The sequence below is a fragment of the Flavobacterium kingsejongi genome, from assembly GCF_003076475.1.
Classification (GTDB): domain Bacteria; phylum Bacteroidota; class Bacteroidia; order Flavobacteriales; family Flavobacteriaceae; genus Flavobacterium; species Flavobacterium kingsejongi.
The window spans coordinates 4,068,453-4,087,850 of the sequence record NZ_CP020919.1 but is presented as its reverse complement, the minus strand read 5'-3'; the positions used below and the strand labels follow the sequence as shown (position 1 = coordinate 4,087,850).

The window sequence follows — 19,398 nt, the reverse complement described above, 5'->3', positions numbered from 1 at the left end:
TAGTTATCAACATAAGTAGCTGACAATAAAAGAAGTAAATTTTTTATTTTATGGTTACTTTCGCATTATGGAAAATCTCAAGAATTTAAACCCGGTACGAACAGATAAATCTGCGATCATCAACCTGGAAAAAGGAAAGCTGCCGCCCCAGGCACTCGACCTTGAAGAAGCCGTACTCGGCGCAATGATGATTGATAAAAAAGGGGTAGATGAGGTAATCGATATTTTACAACCCGAAGCCTTTTACAAAGAGGCACACAAGCATATTTTTGAGGCTGTAGTACAGCTTTTCAACGATTCACAACCTATTGACTTATTAACAGTTTCTTCCCAGCTTCGGAAGAATGCAAAACTGGAACTTGCCGGCGGTGATTTTTACCTGATCCAGCTGACCCAGAAAATTTCATCTTCCGCGCATATCGAATTTCACTCGCGTATTATATTGCAGAAATTCATTCAGCGCAGCCTTATTAAAATTTCTTCGGAAATTATTGAGGAATCCTATGATGATGCTACCGATGTTTTTGACCTGCTTGATAAGGCAGAATCTAAATTGTATGAGGTAACGCAGGGTAATATTAAGCGAAGTTCAGAGACCGCACAGAGTTTGGTGATTCAGGCGAAAAAGCGAATTGAAGAAATCGCTAATAAAGAAGGCCTCAGTGGGATTGCGACAGGATTTGACAAGCTCGATAAGCTGACTTCAGGTTGGCAGCCGAGTGACTTGATCATTATTGCAGCCCGTCCTGGTATGGGGAAAACAGCATTCGTACTATCCATGGCCCGTAACGTTGCGATTGATGGAAATCATCCCGTAGCACTATTCTCCCTGGAGATGTCCTCTGTACAGTTGATTACCCGTTTGATTTCGTCTGAAACCGGATTGTCTTCGGAGAAACTCCGTACAGGAAAATTAGAAAAACACGAGTGGGAGCAATTGAGTATCAAAGTGAAAGACCTGGAAAAGGCTCCGCTTTTTATTGATGATACCCCGTCGTTGTCTATTTTTGATTTACGTGCCAAGGCAAGGCGTCTCGCCTCCCAACACGGAATTAAACTTATTGTAATTGACTACCTCCAGCTGATGACTGCGGGGGGAAGTAAAGGGGGCGGAAACCGTGAGCAGGAAATCTCGACCATTTCCCGAAACCTTAAGGCACTCGCGAAGGAACTTAGTGTTCCCGTGATTGCACTTTCACAGTTATCACGTGCGGTAGAGACCCGTGGATCGAGTAAACGACCACTGCTTTCTGACCTTCGTGAATCGGGAGCGATTGAGCAGGATGCGGATATCGTATCCTTTATCTACCGTCCGGAATATTATAAAATTGATGAGTGGGATGATGATGAGCATACCCCAACACAAGGACAGGCAGAGTTTATTGTGGCGAAACACAGGAATGGTGGTTTGGATAATATCCGTTTGAAATTTATCGGTAACCTGGGTAAATTTGATAACCTTGAAGAATTTAATGGGGACTTTAATGACCTGCCATCAAAAATGAATCATGATGAGAATCCATTTATCACTAAAAACCTACCTTCGGCAAACGATGCCTTTGGCAGTAATATGAATAGTATTGATGATGATAGCGATGTTCCGTTTTAATCCGGAGCAGTAACGGATGCTATTACATAAATTGGAGATATAAAAAATGCCGGGTGAATTATCATCCGGCATTTCTGTTATTATATATACTCAATTGTAGTGCTTGATCCCTCCTGTAGTAATTTTAGCATTGTCTGAAGTAATTGTGAACGATAGTCTCGCTGGCCAATTGATCGCTATAAATCGGCTTATAATGCTTTTGGAAATAATAAGAATAGTAGTAATAGGGGTAGTGATGTTCTGTTTTTAATCCGGAAGAAAAGCTATCACATAAATTACAAGTAAAAAAAATGCCGGATGATAATTCATCCGGCATTTCTGTTGTTATGCGTAATTAATTTTACTGCTTGATTACTCTTTTAGTGATTTTAGCAGTGTCTGAAGTAATTGTGAACAGATAGGTTCCGCTGGCGAATCGATCGATATCGATTGTATTTTCGCTGGCATTTAATGTCTGAACGATAAGCTGTCTTCCATTCATATCGTACACTACGACTTTCATGTTGTTGTAAAGCGCGATATTCGCCACTTTAATATACACTTTTGAAATCGCAGGATTCGGATAGAGGCTGATAGAAGCATCTGTAAAAGTAGGTACACCCAGTGTAGGCAATACAGTAACCGTTACAGTAGCTGTATCACAATTATTTGCAGTTGTTGCATCACAAGCGGTATACGTTATGGTGTAGGTTCCTTGTGTTGCAGATGCCGGAGCAGCCAGATTGCCATTGGCATCAAGAGTAACTCCGGTAAGGCCACCATCATTAGTAACGGAAAGTGTAACCTGATTTGCAACAGCTGGGCTATTATTGTAAAGATCATTGGTTAATACATTTCCAAATACACCACCTGTACCTGCGTAAATCTGAGTCGCTGTGAAATCATCATCAGTAGCAACTACACTATTGGTTACTGTAAGTGATGCTGATCCAGAAGCATTAGCAGCACAAGTACCCGTGGCTAAAAGAACACGGTACAGCGTTCCGTTGTTGGCAGTGACAACACCTGTTAAGGTAAGTGTCGCTGTAGTAGCACCGGAATACGTTGGATTAGTTCCTCCGTTTACAATTGGGGTCCATGTTGTTCCTCCGTCAGTACTCGATTGCCATTGGAAGCTAGTTTCATTAACTGCAACAATAACAAAGGTTGTTGTACCACCATAAGTAGTACTGCTATTTCCAGGTTGAGAATTGATAAAAATGGCCGTTGGTTCAGTAATGGTTACCGTTTGGGTAATTGAACAAGCATTAGCGTCAGTGATTGTAACCGTGTAAGTTCCAGCAGTAAGTCCTGTAGCTGTAGCAGCTGTTCCACCCGTAGGAGACCAGGCATACGTATAAGGCGCTGTTCCACCCGTTGCTACAACAGAAGCTGATCCGTTAGTACCGGCATTACAGCTTACATTAGTCTGAGATGTTGTAGCAGTAATTGCTGCTGGTGCTGTAATTGTTACCGATTTGGTAATTGAACAAGCATTAGCATCAGTGATTGTTACAGTGTAAGTTCCAGCAGTAAGTCCTGTAGCTGTAGCAGCTGTTCCACCCGAAGGAGACCAGGCATACGTATAAGGCGCTGTACCACCCGTTGCTACAACCGAAGCTGTTCCGTTAGTACCGGCATTACAGCTTACATTAGTCTGAGCCGTTGTAGCAGTAATTGCTGTTGGTGCAGTAATGGTTACCGATTTGGTAATTGAACAAGCATTCGCATCAGTGATTGTTACAGTGTAAGTTCCAGCAGTAAGTCCTGTAGCGGCGGTAGCCGCTGTTCCACCCGAAGGAGACCAGGCATACGTGTAAGGAGCTGTACCACCTGTTGCTACAACCGAAGCTGATCCGTTAGTACCGGCATTACAGCTTACATTAGTCTGAGATGTTGTAGCAGTAATTGCTGTTGGTGCTGTAATGGTTACCGATTTGGTAATTGAACAAGCATTCGCATCAGTGATTGTTACAGTGTAAGTTCCAGCAGTAAGTCCAGTAGCAGTAGCCGCTGTTCCACCCGAAGGAGACCAGGCATACGTGTAAGGAGCTGTCCCACCTGTTGCTACAACCGAAGCTGATCCGTTAGTACCGGCATTACAGCTTACATTAGTCTGAGATATTGTAGCAGTAATTGCCGCTGGTGCTGTAATGGTTACCGATTTGGTAATTGAACACCCATTCGCATCAGTTATTGTTACAGTGTAAGTTCCAGCAGTAAGTCCTGTAGCTGTAGCAGCTGTTCCACCCGAAGGAGACCAGGCATACGTATAAGGCGCTGTACCACCCGTTGCTACAACCGAAGCTGTTCCGTTAGTACCGGCATTACAGCTTACATTAGTCTGAGCCGTTGTAGCAGTAATTGCTGTTGGTGCAGTAATGGTTACCGATTTGGTAATCGAACACGCATTCGCATCAGTGATTATTACGGTGTAAGTTCCAGCAGTAAGTCCAGTAGCAGTAGCGGCTGTTCCACCCGAAGGAGACCAGGCATACGTGTAAGGAGTTGTTCCACCCGTTGCTACAACAGAAGCTGATCCGTTAGTACCGGCATTACAGCTTACATTAGTCTGAGATGTTGTAGCAGTAATTGCTGTTGGTGCAGTAATGGTTACCGATTGGGTAACTGTACAAGCATTCTCATCAGTGATTGTTACGGTGTAAGTTCCAGCAGTAAGTCCAGTAGCAGTAGCGGCTGTTCCACCCGTAGGAGACCAGGCATACGTGTAAGGAGCTGTTCCACCCGTTGCTACAACAGAAGCTGATCCGTTAGTACCGGCATTACAGCTTACATTAGTTTGAGCCGTTGTAGCAGTAATTGCTGTTGGTGCAGTAATGGTTACTGATTGGGTAACTGTACAAGCATTCTCATCAGTGATTGTTACAGTGTAAGTTCCTGCAGTAAGTCCAGTAGCAGTAGCTGCTGTTCCACCCGTAGGAGACCAAACATAAGTATAGTCACCTGTTCCACCTGTTACGACAACCGAAGCTGATCCGTTTGATCCAGAATTACAACTTACATTGGTTTGAGCTGTTGTAGCGGTTAAAGCAGCAGGCTCTGTAATGGTTACCGATTGGGTAACTGTACAAGCATTCTCATCAGTGATTGTTACAGTGTAAGTTCCTGCAGTAAGTCCAGTAGCAGTAGCTGCTGTTCCACCCGTAGGAGACCAAACATAAGTATAGTCACCTGTTCCACCCGTTGCTACAACCGAAGTTGATCCGTTTGATCCAGAATTACAACTTACATTGGTTTGAGCTGTTGTAGCCGTTAAAGCAGCAGGCTCTGTTATAGTTACCGATTGGGTAATTGTACAGGCATTGGCATCAGTGATTGTTACAGTGTAAGTTCCTGCAGTAAGTCCAGTAGCAGTAGCTGCTGTTCCACCCGTAGGAGCCCAAACATAAGTATAGTCACCTGTTCCACCTGTTACGACAGCGGAAGCTGTTCCGTTTGATCCAGAATTACAACTTACATTGGTTTGAGCTGTTGTAGCGGTTAAAGCAGCAGGCTCTGTGATAGTTACCGATTGGGTAATTGTACAGGCATTCTCATCAGTGATTGTTACAGTGTAAGTTCCTGCAGTAAGTCCAGTAGCAGTAGCTGCTGTTCCACCCGTAGGAGCCCAAACATAAGTATAGTCACCTGTTCCACCTGTTACGACAACAGAAGCTGTTCCGTTTGATCCGGAATTACAACTTACATTGGTTTGAGCTGTTGTAGCGGTTAAAGCAGCAGGCTCTGTGATAGCTACCGATTGGGTAATTGTACAGGCATTGGCATCAGTGATTGTTACAGTATAAGTTCCTGCAGTAAGTCCTGCAGCAGTTGCTGCTGTTCCACCTGTAGGAGACCAAACATAAGTATAGTCACCTGTTCCACCTGTTACGACAACAGAAGCTGTTCCGTTTGATCCAGAATTACAACTTACATTGGTTTGAGCTGTTGTAGCGGTTAAAGCAGCAGGCTCTGTGATAGTTACCGATTGGGTAATTGTACAGGCATTCTCATCAGTGATTGTTAAAGTATAAGTTCCTGCAACAAGTCCTGCAGCAGTTGCTGCTGTTCCACCTGTAGGAGACCAAACATAAGTATAGTCACCTGTTCCACCTGTTACGACAACAGAAGCTGACCCATTTGATCCGGAATTACAACTTACATTGGTTTGAGATGTTGTAGCGGTTAAAGCAGCAGGTTCTGTTAGGGTATAACTTTGTGTTGCAGTACATCCGCTTGCATCGGTAATGGTAACAGTATAGGTTCCTGCAGTAAGCCCTGTAGCCGTGGCTGCAGTTCCTCCGGAAGGGGACCATGAATACGTATAACCGGATGTTCCACCGGAAACAGTTACAGATGCTGAACCATTGCTACCACCGTTACAAGACACATTGGTTTGTGATCCTGTAGTCGTTAGTAGCGAAGGTTGCGTAATGGTAAAATTACGTGTAGTAGTACAACTATTAGCATCGGTCACAGTCACAGTATAAGAACCTGCCGTAAGTCCTGAAGCAGTTGCAGCAGTTCCTCCGGAAGGGGACCATGAATAGGTATAACCAGGTGTTCCGCCTGAAACAGTTACAGAAGCTGAACCATTGCTACCACCGTTACAAGACACATTGGTTTGTGATCCTGTAGTCGTTATAAGCGAAGGTTGCGTAATGGTAAAATTACGTGTTGCAGTACACCCGTTGGCATCGGTAATGGTCAGCGTATAAGCTCCTGGAGTTAATCCTGAGGCTGAAGCTGCTGTTCCTCCTGACGGAGACCAACTGTAGGTGTAGCCAGGTGTTCCGCCTGAAACAGTTACAGAAGCTGAGCCGGGAGTAGTCGTTAGATTGTGTAAACGTAGAAATTGATTTTAATTTGATTTGAGATTTTAAGGCTTAGCCAAAAAACAACAGATCATTAAGTATAGAATTTAAAAGAACTACATTTAAATAATTTAAAAAGAGCGGATTATGATCGAAGATGGTAAATTACCCAAAGATTTTGCAAAGCAATTTAAAAACAAAGAAGACTTCCATACTTTTTTTCAAGACCTGTATAAACAAGGCATTGAACAACTACTCCAGGGAGAATTGGATGCTCATCTGGGATATGAGAAGCATAATATTGACGGATACAATACAGGCAATAGCCGTAATGGTTCTTTCTCAAAGAATATAAAATCAGAGACTTTGGGCAATATGGTCCTGGCTATTCCCCGGGATAGAAATGGTGAATTCGAGCCTCAGGTCATCGGAAAAGGCCAATCGATGAGTGAAAAGATTGAAGATGCTATTTTAGGAATGTACAGTCGTGGAATGACCCGTAGTGATATTGTAGAACAAGTTAAAGAAGTTTATGGGATATCAGTAAGTGAGTCCACGATTTCGACCATCTCTGATAGAATACTGGCTGATGTTGATTTATGGACTAAAAGGGCTTTAGAACCACAGTATCTGATTGTTTGGATGGATGCTGTGCATATGAAAGTAAGAACAGATGGGAAATATGAAAACCATGCAATTTACATTGTAATCGGACTAAAAACAGATGGTAAGAAAGAAGTATTAGGAATGTGGCTAAATAAAGAAGAGTCGGCTTCATTTTGGATGACTGTACTCTCTGACATAAAATCTCGTGGAGTAAAGGATATTCTCATTGCCTGTACAGATAACCTTACCGGATTTACAAAAGCTATCAGAGGTGTTTTTCCAAATACAGAATCCCAGCTTTGCATTGTTCATCAAATAAGGAATAGCCTTAAGTTTGTAGTAGTTAAGGATAGAAAAGCATTTTGCAGTGCAATGAAAGAAGTATATACTGCAATAAATCAGGAAGAAGCCGTTTTAGCTCTGGCTGAATTTAAAAAAAACTGGGAAGCAAAATATAAATATGCCGTTTGCTCCTGGGAAAAGAATTGGGAAAATCTCATGCCTTTTTTGGCCTATCCTGCTGAAATCAGGAAAATAATGTACACCACAAATACAATAGAAAACTTAAACAGGGGAATTAGAAAATATACCAAAACAAAAGTGCAGTTCCCAGATGAAAAAAGCGTCAAGAAATCAGTCTATTTAGCAATACAAAATTGTGAAAAAAGCTGGATAAATGCAATACCAAGCTGGGGATTAATCATGAATCAGTTCTTGGTCATATTTGGAGAAAGGTGTAATATTAAACACTAAGAACTGTTTACACAAAATTTCGACCAGTCTCGCTGAGCCATTACTACCACCGTTACAAGACACATTGGTTTGTGATCCAGTAGTCGTTATTGATGAAGGTTGTGAAATGGTGTAATTACGTGTAGTAGTACAACTATTCGCATCAGTAATAGTCACAGTATAAGCACCTGCCGTAAGTCCTGAAGCAGTTGCTGCAGTTCCTCCGGAAGGGGACCATGAATAGGTATAACCAGCTGTTCCGCCTGAAACAGTTACAGAAGCTGAACCATTGCTACCACCGTTACAAGACACATTGGTTTGTGATCCAGTAGTCGTTAGTAGCGAAGGTTGGGTAATAGTGAAATTACGTGTTATGGTACAACTATTGGCATCTGTTATGGTTACGGTATAAGCGCCTGCAACAAGTCCTGAAGCAGTAGCTGCTGTTCCTCCGGAAGGAGCCCAACTATAGGTATAACCACCGGCTCCGCCAGAAACAGTTACAGAAGCTGAGCCATTACTACCACTATTACAAGATACATTCGTTTGTGATGTTGAAGCCGTTATGGCAGTAGGCTGCGTTATGGTATAATTGCGTGTCCTGGTACATCCATTGGCATCGGTCACAGTCACAGTATAGGCACCGGGAACAAGTCCTGAAGCCGTAGCTGCAGTTCCACCAGATGGAGACCATGAATAGGTGTAGGTTCCTGTACCACCAGTAGCAGTTACAGAAGCTACACCATTACTTCCTCCATTACAAGACACATTGGTTTGTGATCCTGTAGTAGTTATTGCAGAAGGTTGTGTAATGGTAAAATTACGTGTAATAGTACAACTATTAGCATCGGTTACCGTTACTGTGTAAGCTCCTGGAGTTAATCCTGAAGCCGTAGACGCTGTTCCACCGGATGGAGACCATGAATAGGTATAAGTTCCTGTCCCTCCATTAGCAGTTACAGAAGCCACACCATTACTTCCGCCATTACAAGATACATTCGTTTGTGATCCTGTAGTGGTTAGTGGAGCGGGTTGGGTAATAGTAAAATTACGTGTAGTAGTACAACTATTGGCATCGGTTACCGTTACGGTATAAGCACCAGCCGTAAGTCCTGAAGCGGTAGCCCCTGTTCCACCGGAAGGAGCCCATGAATACGTATAGGTTCCTGTTCCTCCAGTAGCACTTACAGAAGCTGTAGCATTACTTCCGCCATTACAAGACACATTCGTTTGTGATCCTGTAGTAGTTATTGCAGCAGGTTGTGTAATAGTGTAATTACGTGTGGTACTACATCCATTGGCATCGGTTACCGTTACGGTATAAGCACCTGCCGCAAGTCCTGAGGCGGTGGCCCCTGTTCCTCCGGAAGGAGACCACAAATAAGAATAAGCAGGTGTTCCACCAGCTGCCACCACAGTAGCAGTACCGTTAGTACCACCATTGCAACTTACATTGGTTTGTGAACCAGTCGTGGTAATAGGTGTTCCTGATGTAGTGATGGTAAAGTTTCGGGTCGCGGTACATCCTATCGCATCCGTAATGGTTACAATATAGTTTCCTGCGCATAAACCTGTAGCAATACTTCCAGTGCCACCTGATGGAGCCCATGAATAAGTATAAGTACCAATACCACCAGTAGCATTAACGGCAGCACTACCAGTACAACTACCAGCACAAACAATATTATTTTGAGCGCCGGTACTGGTTATATTGGAAACGGTTAATGTACCATAATTTGAATTTGTAAAACAGCTGGCAATGCCATTAATAGCAACAGCCCTGTATCTGTAAGAACTCATTGCTGCTGTTGCACCAGATATAGTCAATGTAGTAGTAGTTACTCCAGAATAAGGAGCAGTATTGGCAAGATCAGTATAGGTACCGGATCCGGTTTGATCGACCTGCCATTTGTAGGTTGTGGCTCCAGTTGCCGTAACAGCAAATGTAGTATTGTTTCCTACACAAATAGCTCTATTGGGCGGATTGGCTGTAATGACGGGTGCAGTGCACGCCGGAGTTTCGAAAAGACGAAAATTATCTACAGCAAATTCCTGAACGTCAGTACCATTTGCCGAGCAATTTAATCGAATTTCCAAGAGTGTTCCTGTACCTGGAATAGTAGCTGTAAATTCACTAAAAGCATAGCTTAGTGCAGCACCATCTCCTATTAAATCCCCATCTGTATCCAGGGACAAGGCATTGGTTGTGGCCGTGGATCCAGCATAAAATGCGATAATTTTGGTCCATGAACCGCCATCGATTCGATATTCGATAGCGATAAAATCCTGATTGGGAGCAAAACTTGTCCCATTCCAGCTTGCGTTAAAATTATTGGCAGCAAAAATACCTTTAAATGACAAGCCACTTTTTCCTGCAATATTAATTGAAGCCCAGGTAACCTGCTGATTGGGGCTTATTGAATTATTGACTCCGGATGGGCCCTTGTCAATATCTTCTGCTGCCCAAACTTTCGATCCCTGGAATCCTGAATAAGGACCGTTTTGAAGGTTAATCCCAGTAGGAATAGTTCGGAAGAAATAAGCTGTTGCAGGTGGGCCACCAATAGCGAATTCCGCTATCGACGGTGTTCTTACGCCTGTACTTGGCGCACCGGTATCCTCAAAGGTATCGGACCAGAATTGCGTTTGTGCCATACCCCTGAAACTACAGAGGTAGAGCAGTAACGCAAAAATTAAAGTAAAGTTCTTTTTCATAATCGCATAAATTTTAAGTAATTAGTGTTAATTTTCATTGTAATACAGTTGTAATTTGGGGTTTTAAAAGTGTAAACTGTTCGACTGTCATGATACCTTCGTCTGTGCTGAGTATTTCGATTGCAATTTGCTCGTTATCGGCACAGGCGACATTTATTGTGGTATTTATGGAGGTAATGGTTCCCGGTTGCGTATTGTGAGGTTCGTCTAATAATCGCGCAACGATTATTTTAACCTGTTCCCCCAATAATGTGGCATCAGCACCAGAATTCCAGGGATTGCAGGCATGTACCAAAGCAATAATTTCAGCTGCACTCATCCGTTTCCAATTAATATAGGTATCTGTTAGTTCGGGTTTTTCATAATAGTAGGCTGCTGATTCATCCTGTGGATGGTTTGGAATATGAGTAGCAAACTGTAGCATATTGGCCATATTTAAAGCCACCTGCGCCATACGGTCACTCAGTTTTACAGCCAGTTGTCCGTAAGTATCACCTTCCTGAATCGGCATTGGGTCATTAAAAATAATATTGCCTCCGTCAAATTTCTCATTCATAAAATGTGTACAAATGGCCGTTTCTTTTTCCTGATTTTTCAGTACTTCGAAAATGGGCATTGCACCACGATATTGTGGTAGTGGCCCAGGATGAAAATTGATAAACTTGTCAGTTCCGTAAGACAATACGGATTCAGGAAGGAGATATGGAAAAGAGATACAAAAAATATAATCGGGTTGGATGGTATCGATCCAGTCCCTCATTTTTTCCATACTTTTTTTAGAAGGGAAAGCTTGGAAGCCCAATTTATTCTCTTCTGCTTCCTGCTCTAAAGCATCCATTATCCTATTGCTGCTTTTTCCAATGCCAATAGCGCATATGAATTTTTCATACGTTAATAATTGCAATGTTTTGAAGGCGAACTTTCCGCCACATAAGATCATTATTTTTTTCTGTGTTTCCATAATTAGATACAGACATAACTATTATGCCAGGCTGATGTACAGTGTTCGAGATCCTGATTGGTTAGCTTATTATAATCTTCCTGTACTTCCGGGGCTTCACTTTCTAACTGTAATTCACACTTTCCTTCTTCATTGGGAATGACTGCCACTTTGTATAAAGGTGAAATGGAGGTATTTGTTTTAGCATCAAAATGAATTGTCCCCCTTGGACTTACAAATGAGAAGGAATGAAGATCCTGGGCAATGCCTGAGATGTTATTTTTATGTTCGCGGCTCAGTTCCAATACTTTTAGGACAATTGAAGCGCATTCCCAACTTAACAAGGAGAAAAGATTAGGAATTCTGCCCAATTCCGTAATGGTCTCAACAAAGCGTTCATTTTCTGCCGACTTTATTTTTTTAGACCAGGCAGCAATACCTTTTATATTTTCGGATGCATAAACAGTATTGCTTAGCATGGTTTCTTCCAGACCAAACGGTGAGAGATAGACCGGTAAGTTTTTTCCGTTGAATATATTTTTCATTTGCTCAAAATACCATTCTACATATTCTCCACTAAATAAGGTAAGCAAGGCACTATCCGGAAAACTTTTCAAATGATCTTTCAAAGGTTCCATTTTGAAATCATGGGTTTGATAACCAGTGGCATGATTAAATGTTATAGTCCCTCCCATATCCTGGAATGATTTGGAAAGACTATAGGTGTGTAAGTATCCTGCATCATAATAACCAGTCACAATTCCACCATTTGTATACCCATCATTTGTAGCTTCTTTGGCGGCAAGTGCTGCTCCTAAAGCATTATGAAGGGAATGGTAAAAAATATTGGGGCAGCTTGGCCATTCCTGCGGTATGTTGGCACCAGCATCCAGGACAATCAGTATTTTATTGGCGGCCAGAAAAAGGGGGCGTAGTAATTGTGCAGTCCGATGTCCGATATAAGCAATTACAATAGTTGCATTTTCTTCCAATAGCAGTTTTTCGGCACTCCGGTAACACTGTTGTTTATCGGTGCCAAATCCTATATTTTCCGTAACTATTTTGATATCATCCCGACCTAATTGTTTTAGTCCGGAACGAAGGCCTTCATATAAATCAAAACCAATGGTTTGATAGTAGGAAGAACGAGACAATAAGATCCCTATTGTTTGCATACTACTTTTAAATAATAAAAAGGAGCACTTGATATGAAGTGCTCCTTTTTTAGTTAATTTCTGGATGGAAATATTCCCTGTGTTGCAATGGAATAATTTATGGCTAAATAGGGATTCTGAATGTTAACTGGAATACTGGAACCAGTAATATCGGTCGTACCGGAAATAGTAGTCCCACCGCTAAAAACATTGTTCGTAGCTCCGTTTCCTGAATATCCAGGACTCTGAGTGACTGCAGGGAAATTTCCATTTGGCGACGTTTCATCTGCATTGGCAGTTGAGGCCTTAATTTTCACTGCCACACTATTCAAGGTGTGGACATGGGCAGGAATATTTGACGTTAATAATGTTATACTTGGCACACCTGCAGTTTGTCCCATCACATAAGTGTTTGCAAAACTATCTTGTCCCTGGCCTATAGGCATCCGGCCCTGTAGGTTAGGGAGCATAAATGTTGTTTGGCCGTTTCCTCCGTAATAGGTGCCTATTAAAGAGAAAAGTGCTGTGTTTTGTTGAATTGATAATGTTTGCCCTTGGCAGGTTAGGTAACCTATAGGAGGAAAATTAAACGCTAAAATTTTAATTTCTCCGATAAATGGTTCAGTAGACATAGTTGTAAGTTTTAAAAAGATTAGAACCAAAATTAGATGATAATGAATTCATGAAAACAGGTGTTTTTACCTGTTTTTTAATTGAATGAAACAATTTATATTGGTAGAAAGCCAAAAGGCTACTGATCTTGCAAGTTTTTAGACTTCTTTAAGAAAAGCTGGAGCATAAAAAAACCGCCATTGCGGCGGTTTCAATTTATTGATTTCGATCCTGTAATATCGACTCGATATCCTCCAGTCGGAAAGCTTTGGCTTTTAAGAGGATCAGGAAGTGATAGAGCAAATCGGCAGCTTCATTTTTGAATAGCGCTGCATTTGTATCTTTCGCTTCAATGACCAATTCAACGGCTTCTTCGCCTACTTTTTGTGCTATTTTATTCATGCCACTCCTATATAATAAGTTGGTATACGAGTTTGGCGCATTGGTATCAATCTTTTCACTGATGGTTTTTTCGAGTTCATATAAAAAACCTTTACTGTTCGGTTGACTTTGAAAGCAGCTTTGACTTCCGGTATGGCAGGTTGGGCCTGCAGCAGTTACTGAAATCAATACAGTATCCTGGTCGCAGTCGGTACTAATTTCCTGTACGGTAAGGAAGTTGCCGGAAGTTTCCCCTTTGGTCCAGAGTTTTTTACGGCTTCGGCTGTAAAACGTCACGATTTTTTCAGTTACTGTTTTTTCGTAGGCTTCCGCATTCATATAACCGAGCATGAGTACTTTTAAGGAGTAATAATCCTGAATGATAACAGGAATAAGTCCGTTTGTTTTAGTAAAATCCAGATTCATCGTATCGCTATTTTTTCGTTTCTTAAATAATTTTTTAAATCGGGTATGCCAATGCTGCCATAATGGAATACACTGGCCGCTAAGGCTGCGGTAGCTTTCATTGTGGTAAAAACTGCTTTAAAATGCACTTTTTCCCCGGCACCTCCCGAAGCAATGAGCGGAATAGTAATGCTATCGCTTACAATAGCGGTAATGTCAAGTGCAAAACCGTTGCGAGCCCCATCATTGTTCATAGAAGTCAGGAGGATTTCTCCGGCACCCAGTCTTTCCACCTTTTGTGCCCACTCCAAAGCAGTGTAACTGGTAGCTTGGGTTCCGCCATTGCTAAAAACCATCCATTCACCGTTTATATATTTGGTATCAATGGCCACTACTACAGCCTGGCTGCCTAAATGTTTTGCAATTGCAGTAATCAGTTCGGGATTTTTAAGGGCTGAAGAATTAATACTTATTTTATCCGCTCCCGAACGGATCAGCCGTTCCGCATCAGCCACAGTCGTAATGCCTCCACCTACAGTAAAAGGGATATTGATCTCATTCGCTATTGCTTCCACAAGGGAGGTCAGCGTTTTCCGGTTTTCCATTGTGGCTGCAATATCAAGGAATACCAATTCATCAGCACCCTGGCGGGCATATGCTGCAGCCATTTCCACTGGATTACCCGCATCTTTAAGGTCGAGGAAATGAATTCCTTTTACCACTCTCCCGTCTTTAATATCAAAACAGGGAATAATTCTTTTCTTTAGCATAATGTACTTAATTCTTTTAGGGTGATATAACCTTCATAAATGGCTTTGCCAATGATAGCACCATCACAACCGATAGTTTGCAGCCGGATAAGATCCTCAAGGGAATGAATGCCACCGCTGGCTGTAAGTTGTATTCCGGTAGCCGTAATAATTTCGGTATACAAGTCGAAGGCTGGCCCCTGGAGCATACCGTCTTTGGAAATGTCAGTGCAAATGACGTTACAGATTGAATGCTTTTGATATTCCCGGATAAAATCCAGTACATCGAGATCGCTTTTTTCCTGCCAGCCGTGTAAGGCAATTTTACGATCCTGGCAGTCGGCACCTAAAATTATTTTTTCCGGTCCGTAATCCCTGATCCATTCCTGTACCTGTAGTGGTGCTGTGATGGCGATGCTCCCGGCCGTAATCTGATTGGCACCATTATCGAGTGCAATTTCGAGATCGGTATTGCTTTTCAGGCCACCGCCGAAATCAATCTTTAGACTTGTTTGTGATGCAATAGCGTTCAGGACTTTATGATTGATGATCCTGTTGGATTTTGCCCCATCCAAATCGACCAGGTGCAGGTATGCTATTCCGGCATCTTCAAATGATTTAGCCATGGCAACGGGATCAGTACTATATGTTTTTTGGGTGGTATAATCCCCTTTGGTCAGGCGCACACATTTTCCGTCAATAATATCAATAGCAGGTATAATTCTCATAAGGCTAAAAAGTTTTTTAAAATCTGTATTCCAACAGCACCCGATTTTTCGGTATGGAATTGCACGGCATAAAAGTTGTCTTTTTGCAGGGCTGCGGAAAAAGGCAGGATGTAATCACAAATGCCGATAGTATTTTCGGATACTGCTGCATAATAACTGTGAACATAATAGACATCATCAGCAAGTTGTACATTGCTGAACAGGGAACCATTTACCGCAGTAAAATTATTCCAACCCATGTGGGGCACTTTATCCCGGGGTGGAAATTTCTTGACGACCACATCAAAGATTCCCAGTCCGGTTGTTTCGGATTCTTCAGAAGAAGCACACATCAGTTGCAGGCCGAGGCAAATACCCAATACCGGTTGGGTTAGATCCCGAAGCACCTGATCCAGTCCAGTGGCCTGCAGGTGTTGCATCGCAGATCCTGCTTCACCCACTCCGGGGAAGATTACTTTATCCGCTTTCCTGATTTCATTTTCATCTGCTGTTACAATAAAATCATAGCCCAGGCGGCGAACCGCATTTTCAACTGATTTTGTGTTTCCGGCATTGTATTTTACTATCGCAATCATAAACTTCCTTTGGTGCTTGGGATCGTATAATTATCCGTTAGTTGTACTGCTTTTTGTACTGCTTTGGCAAAAGCCTTGAACAGGGCTTCAATTTTATGGTGCTCATTTGTTCCTGTTGCGCTCATATTGAGGTTGCATTGTGCCGTATCGCTGAACGATTTGAAGAAATGCATAAACATTTCGGTAGGCATGCCACCAATGATTTCCCGTTTAAAATCAGCTTCCCACACCAGCCACGGCCGACCGCCAAAGTCAATAGCTACTTGGGCAAGTACATCATCCATAGGTAATAAAAAACCATAACGTTCAATTCCCTTTTTACGGCCTAAAGCAATCTTAAAAGCTTCACCAAGGACCAAAGCCGTGTCTTCTATCGTGTGGTGTTCGTCAATATAAAGGTCACCTTTAACTTGGATATCCAGGTCAATAGTGCCATGGCGGGCGATTTGCTCCAGCATATGATCAAAAAAACCAATTCCGGTAGCAATATTGCTTTTTCCGGTTCCGTCGAGACTGATGGTAATGGCAATCTCCGTTTCTTTTGTTTTTCGAACCACAGTGGCTTTGCGGGGATGGGATTTGAGAAACTGGTAAATTTCCTGCCAGCTTTGGGTCACCAGATCAGCTTGTTTCATTTCCGATCCCATATAGATGGACTTACAGCCTAAGTTTTGAGCCAATTGTATATCTGTTTTCCGGTCACCAATGACAAAAGAGGCTTCCAGATTATAGTTTCCTTTTATATAATGGGTCAGCAATGCTGTTCCGGGTTTCCGGGTCGGAAGGTTTTCGTTTGGGAAACTCTTATCGATAATAATCTCTGAAAAAAGAATCCCTTCATTTTCAAAAGCCTGAATGATTTTATTTTGGGCAGGCCAAAAGGTAGCTTCCGGAAAAGAGGCAGTACCCAAGCCATCCTGATTGGTCACCATCACCAGCTCGTAATCCAATTCGGTGGCGATTTGGGACAGGTAACGGAATACGCCGGGATAAAATTCCAGTTTCTCCAGGCTGTCCAGTTGCAGGTCAGTCGGCGGTTCGATGACCAGCGTACCATCGCGGTCGATAAAAAGTATTTTTTTCATGATTTTATATTTTGTAAAGCTGCTAATAACAGCACATTCTCTTCCGGTGTTCCAATGGTAATCCTAAGGCAGTTTCGGATCACCGTATTCCGGTTGCGGACAATCAGGTTTGTATCGGTCAGTTGTTTGTAAACCCGATCGGCATCACTAACGGTGACCAGTATGAAATTCCCTTCGGAGGGATAAACCTTCCGGATGATGGGTGACTGTTGTAAGGCTTCGGTCATCTTTTCCCTTTCTGTAATTAATAGTTGTTTTTGGGTCTCAAAAAGAGCGGTAGCTTCTAAAGCTTCCAGTGCGATTTGCTGCGCCGGGCTACTAATGTTATAAGGCGGTTTGATCCGGTTCAGTAAGCTCAGCAGCTCCGGTTGTGCCAAAGCAATACCAATTCGTAAAGCCGCCATTCCCCAGGCTTTACTTAATGTTTGCAGCACAATCAAATTGGGATACTGGTTGATTTTCTGGCTATACGATGGTCGGTTTGAAAAATCGATATAGGCTTCGTCGACTATGACAATCCCATTAAAATGAGCCAGGATAAAATCAATACCTTCTAAAGTATTACCCGTAGGATTATTCGGAGAACACAGAAAAACAAGTTTTAGGTTTTCAGTTTGCAATAGCGGTAGTACAGCGGCTTCATCAATCTGGAATGCTTCATTTAGCGGCAACTCCAATAGTGTAACAGTATTAATTGCAGCACTCACTTCATACATTCCATAGGTAGGCGTAAAGGTCAGGGCTTTGTCTTTCCCTGGCTCACAGAAAATACGGAAACATAAATCGATAATTTCATCACTGCCATTTCCCAAAAACACGCTATCTGTAGTAACAGATTTCACCTGGGCAATTTTCTCCCGAAGTTTTTGCTGATTTGGATCAGGGTAGCGGTTCCAGGTGCCGAACGGATTTTCATTGGCATCTAAAAAGACACCGGCAGTTCCGGTATATTCGTTGCGGGCACTGGAATAGGGCTCGAGCGAGAGAATCGTAGGACGAACTATTTTTTTGAGATCAAACATTGGTTGCATTTTTTAAGCGTAAGACAACAGCATTTTTGTGGGCATCGAGTTGTTCTGCTTCGGCCATAGTGGCGATAGCAGGGCCTATCGTCCGGATTCCATCAGCGGTTAGTTGCTGAAATGTAATTTTCTTGACAAAACTATCTAACGAAACTCCGCTGTAATTCCGGGCATAGCCATTCGTAGGCAGCGTATGATTTGTTCCACTCGCATAATCACCCGCACTTTCACAACTGTAATTACCCAGAAAAACGGAACCGGCATTCGTAATTTTATCGGTATATGGCTCCGGGTTTTCCGATGCGATAATCAGGTGCTCCGGCGCATAACTGTTGCTAAATGCAATACATTCTGAAATCGTAGGCAAGACAATCGCTTTGCTACTGGCTAATGCTTTTTCGATGATGCCCTTTCGGGGTAATGTTTTTAGCTGTACCGTAATGGCTTTTAGGATTGCACGGATCATTTCTTCATTATCGGAAAGCAGCATGACCTGACTGTCGGCGCCATGTTCGGCCTGGGAAAGCAGGTCGGCAGCAACAAATTCCGGATTGGCAGTTGTATCCGCAATGACCAGCAATTCACTGGGACCCGCAGGCAAATCAATCGCAACACCATAGTGTAATGCTGCCTGTTTGGCGGCAGTGACAAACTGATTCCCTGGGCCAAATATCTTATCGACTTTCAGGACACTTTCGGTACCAAAAGTCATGGCTCCAATGGCCTGTATCCCACCAATACTGTAGATCGTATTGATTCCGACTAATTGGGCCGCATATAAAATCGCGGGATTGATATTTCCCTGGGCATCGGGTGGCGTACAGAGTATAATATCACGGCAACCGGCGAGTTTGGCAGGAATCCCTAACATAAGCACTGTTGAAAACAGGGGAGCAGTACCTCCCGGGATATAGATTCCCACTTTATCAATAGCACGGGAAGCCCTCCAACAGGTTACACCAGGATTGGTTTCGATGTATCGTACTGTTTCTTTTTGGGAGCTGTGGAATTTCTCAATGCTGTTCTTTGCGAGTAGCATCGCATTTTTTAGTGCTTCTGATATCAGGGTCGAACTGTTTTCGACTATTGCCTCCGGAACACGCAGGTTTTCCAATTGGGCATTATCGAAAAAATAAGTGTACTTTTTTACAGCAATATCTCCATTGCGTTGGATTTCTGAAAAGATCTGGCGTACGGTATCTTCCAGATTTTGTACTGGTAATTGTGGTCTTTGGCATAAAGCCGGCCATTCGGCGGGCAATGGATTTAGAATTGGCGTTTGCATAGCGTAC

General features: G+C 42.6%; 14 protein-coding genes and 1 pseudogene. 2 read left to right on the top strand and 13 right to left on the bottom strand.

The genetic code is table 11. The features are described from left to right. The first annotated feature begins 67 nt into the window (after positions 1-67). Positions 68-1,609, top strand: coding sequence for a replicative DNA helicase (gene dnaB / locus FK004_RS18405; protein WP_108738572.1), 1,542 nt, complete (start codon positions 68-70; stop codon positions 1,607-1,609). 340 nt (positions 1,610-1,949) lie between these two features. Here dnaB and FK004_RS18400 read toward each other — a convergent pair whose 3' ends face one another. Both FK004_RS18400 and FK004_RS19745 read right to left on the bottom strand, forming a co-directional pair. Beyond that, positions 1,950-6,065 (bottom strand): T9SS type A sorting domain-containing protein, encoded by a 4,116-nt coding sequence (locus tag FK004_RS18400; protein ID WP_420358904.1) that lies wholly within the window; start codon positions 6,063-6,065, stop codon positions 1,950-1,952. Between the two features lie 63 nt (positions 6,066-6,128). Then, positions 6,129-6,404: pseudogene (locus FK004_RS19745) on the bottom strand (SprB repeat-containing protein); the annotation flags it as partial. 145 nt (positions 6,405-6,549) lie between these two features. On the opposite strand from FK004_RS19745, the gene FK004_RS18395 reads away from it, so the two are divergent. Further along, positions 6,550-7,761, top strand: coding sequence for an IS256 family transposase (locus FK004_RS18395; RefSeq protein WP_108735429.1), 1,212 nt, complete (start codon positions 6,550-6,552; stop codon positions 7,759-7,761). Here the strand turns inward: FK004_RS18395 and FK004_RS18390 are convergent. The 11 genes from FK004_RS18390 to hisD all read right to left on the bottom strand — a co-directional run bounded on the left by FK004_RS18390 (position 7,705) and on the right by hisD (position 19,391). After that, on the bottom strand, positions 7,705-10,455 hold the full coding sequence (locus FK004_RS18390; RefSeq protein ID WP_108738571.1) for a beta strand repeat-containing protein: 2,751 nt from the start codon (positions 10,453-10,455) through the stop codon (positions 7,705-7,707). The genes FK004_RS18395 and FK004_RS18390 overlap by 57 nt on opposite strands. Positions 10,456-10,489: 34 nt before the next feature. Continuing rightward, positions 10,490-11,416 (bottom strand): methionyl-tRNA formyltransferase, encoded by a 927-nt coding sequence (locus FK004_RS18385; RefSeq protein ID WP_227871637.1) that lies wholly within the window; start codon positions 11,414-11,416, stop codon positions 10,490-10,492. A gap of 2 nt (positions 11,417-11,418) precedes the next feature. Beyond that, complete coding sequence (locus FK004_RS18380; protein WP_108738570.1) at positions 11,419-12,570, bottom strand: ABC transporter substrate-binding protein; 1,152 nt, start codon at positions 12,568-12,570, stop codon at positions 11,419-11,421. Positions 12,571-12,623: 53 nt separating this feature from the next. Then, positions 12,624-13,181 carry a phage tail protein gene (locus FK004_RS18375; protein WP_108738569.1) on the bottom strand — a complete coding sequence of 186 codons (558 nt, stop codon included), beginning with the start codon at positions 13,179-13,181 and terminating at the stop codon, positions 12,624-12,626. Between the two features lie 196 nt (positions 13,182-13,377). Continuing rightward, positions 13,378-13,968, bottom strand: a complete 591-nt coding sequence (hisIE, locus tag FK004_RS18370) for a bifunctional phosphoribosyl-AMP cyclohydrolase/phosphoribosyl-ATP diphosphatase HisIE (protein WP_108738568.1) — start codon at positions 13,966-13,968, stop codon at positions 13,378-13,380. Beyond that, positions 13,965-14,717 carry an imidazole glycerol phosphate synthase subunit HisF gene (gene hisF, locus FK004_RS18365; RefSeq protein ID WP_108738567.1) on the bottom strand — a complete coding sequence of 251 codons (753 nt, stop codon included), beginning with the start codon at positions 14,715-14,717 and terminating at the stop codon, positions 13,965-13,967. The genes hisIE and hisF overlap by 4 nt, the downstream gene beginning before the upstream one ends. Then, positions 14,711-15,424, bottom strand: coding sequence for a 1-(5-phosphoribosyl)-5-[(5-phosphoribosylamino)methylideneamino]imidazole-4-carboxamide isomerase (gene hisA, locus FK004_RS18360; RefSeq protein ID WP_108738566.1), 714 nt, complete (start codon positions 15,422-15,424; stop codon positions 14,711-14,713). Before hisA ends, hisF begins: the two co-directional genes overlap by 7 nt. Further along, positions 15,421-15,999 (bottom strand): imidazole glycerol phosphate synthase subunit HisH, encoded by a 579-nt coding sequence (gene hisH, locus FK004_RS18355; RefSeq protein WP_108738565.1) that lies wholly within the window; start codon positions 15,997-15,999, stop codon positions 15,421-15,423. The genes hisA and hisH overlap by 4 nt, the downstream gene beginning before the upstream one ends. Then, positions 15,996-17,084, bottom strand: a complete 1,089-nt coding sequence (gene hisB, locus FK004_RS18350) for a bifunctional histidinol-phosphatase/imidazoleglycerol-phosphate dehydratase HisB (protein ID WP_108738564.1) — start codon at positions 17,082-17,084, stop codon at positions 15,996-15,998. The genes hisH and hisB overlap by 4 nt, the downstream gene beginning before the upstream one ends. After that, on the bottom strand, positions 17,081-18,106 hold the full coding sequence (hisC, locus tag FK004_RS18345; RefSeq protein ID WP_108738563.1) for a histidinol-phosphate transaminase: 1,026 nt from the start codon (positions 18,104-18,106) through the stop codon (positions 17,081-17,083). The genes hisB and hisC overlap by 4 nt, the downstream gene beginning before the upstream one ends. Continuing rightward, on the bottom strand, positions 18,099-19,391 hold the full coding sequence (hisD, locus tag FK004_RS18340; RefSeq protein ID WP_108738562.1) for a histidinol dehydrogenase: 1,293 nt from the start codon (positions 19,389-19,391) through the stop codon (positions 18,099-18,101). Before hisD ends, hisC begins: the two co-directional genes overlap by 8 nt. Positions 19,392-19,398 lie beyond the last annotated feature (7 nt).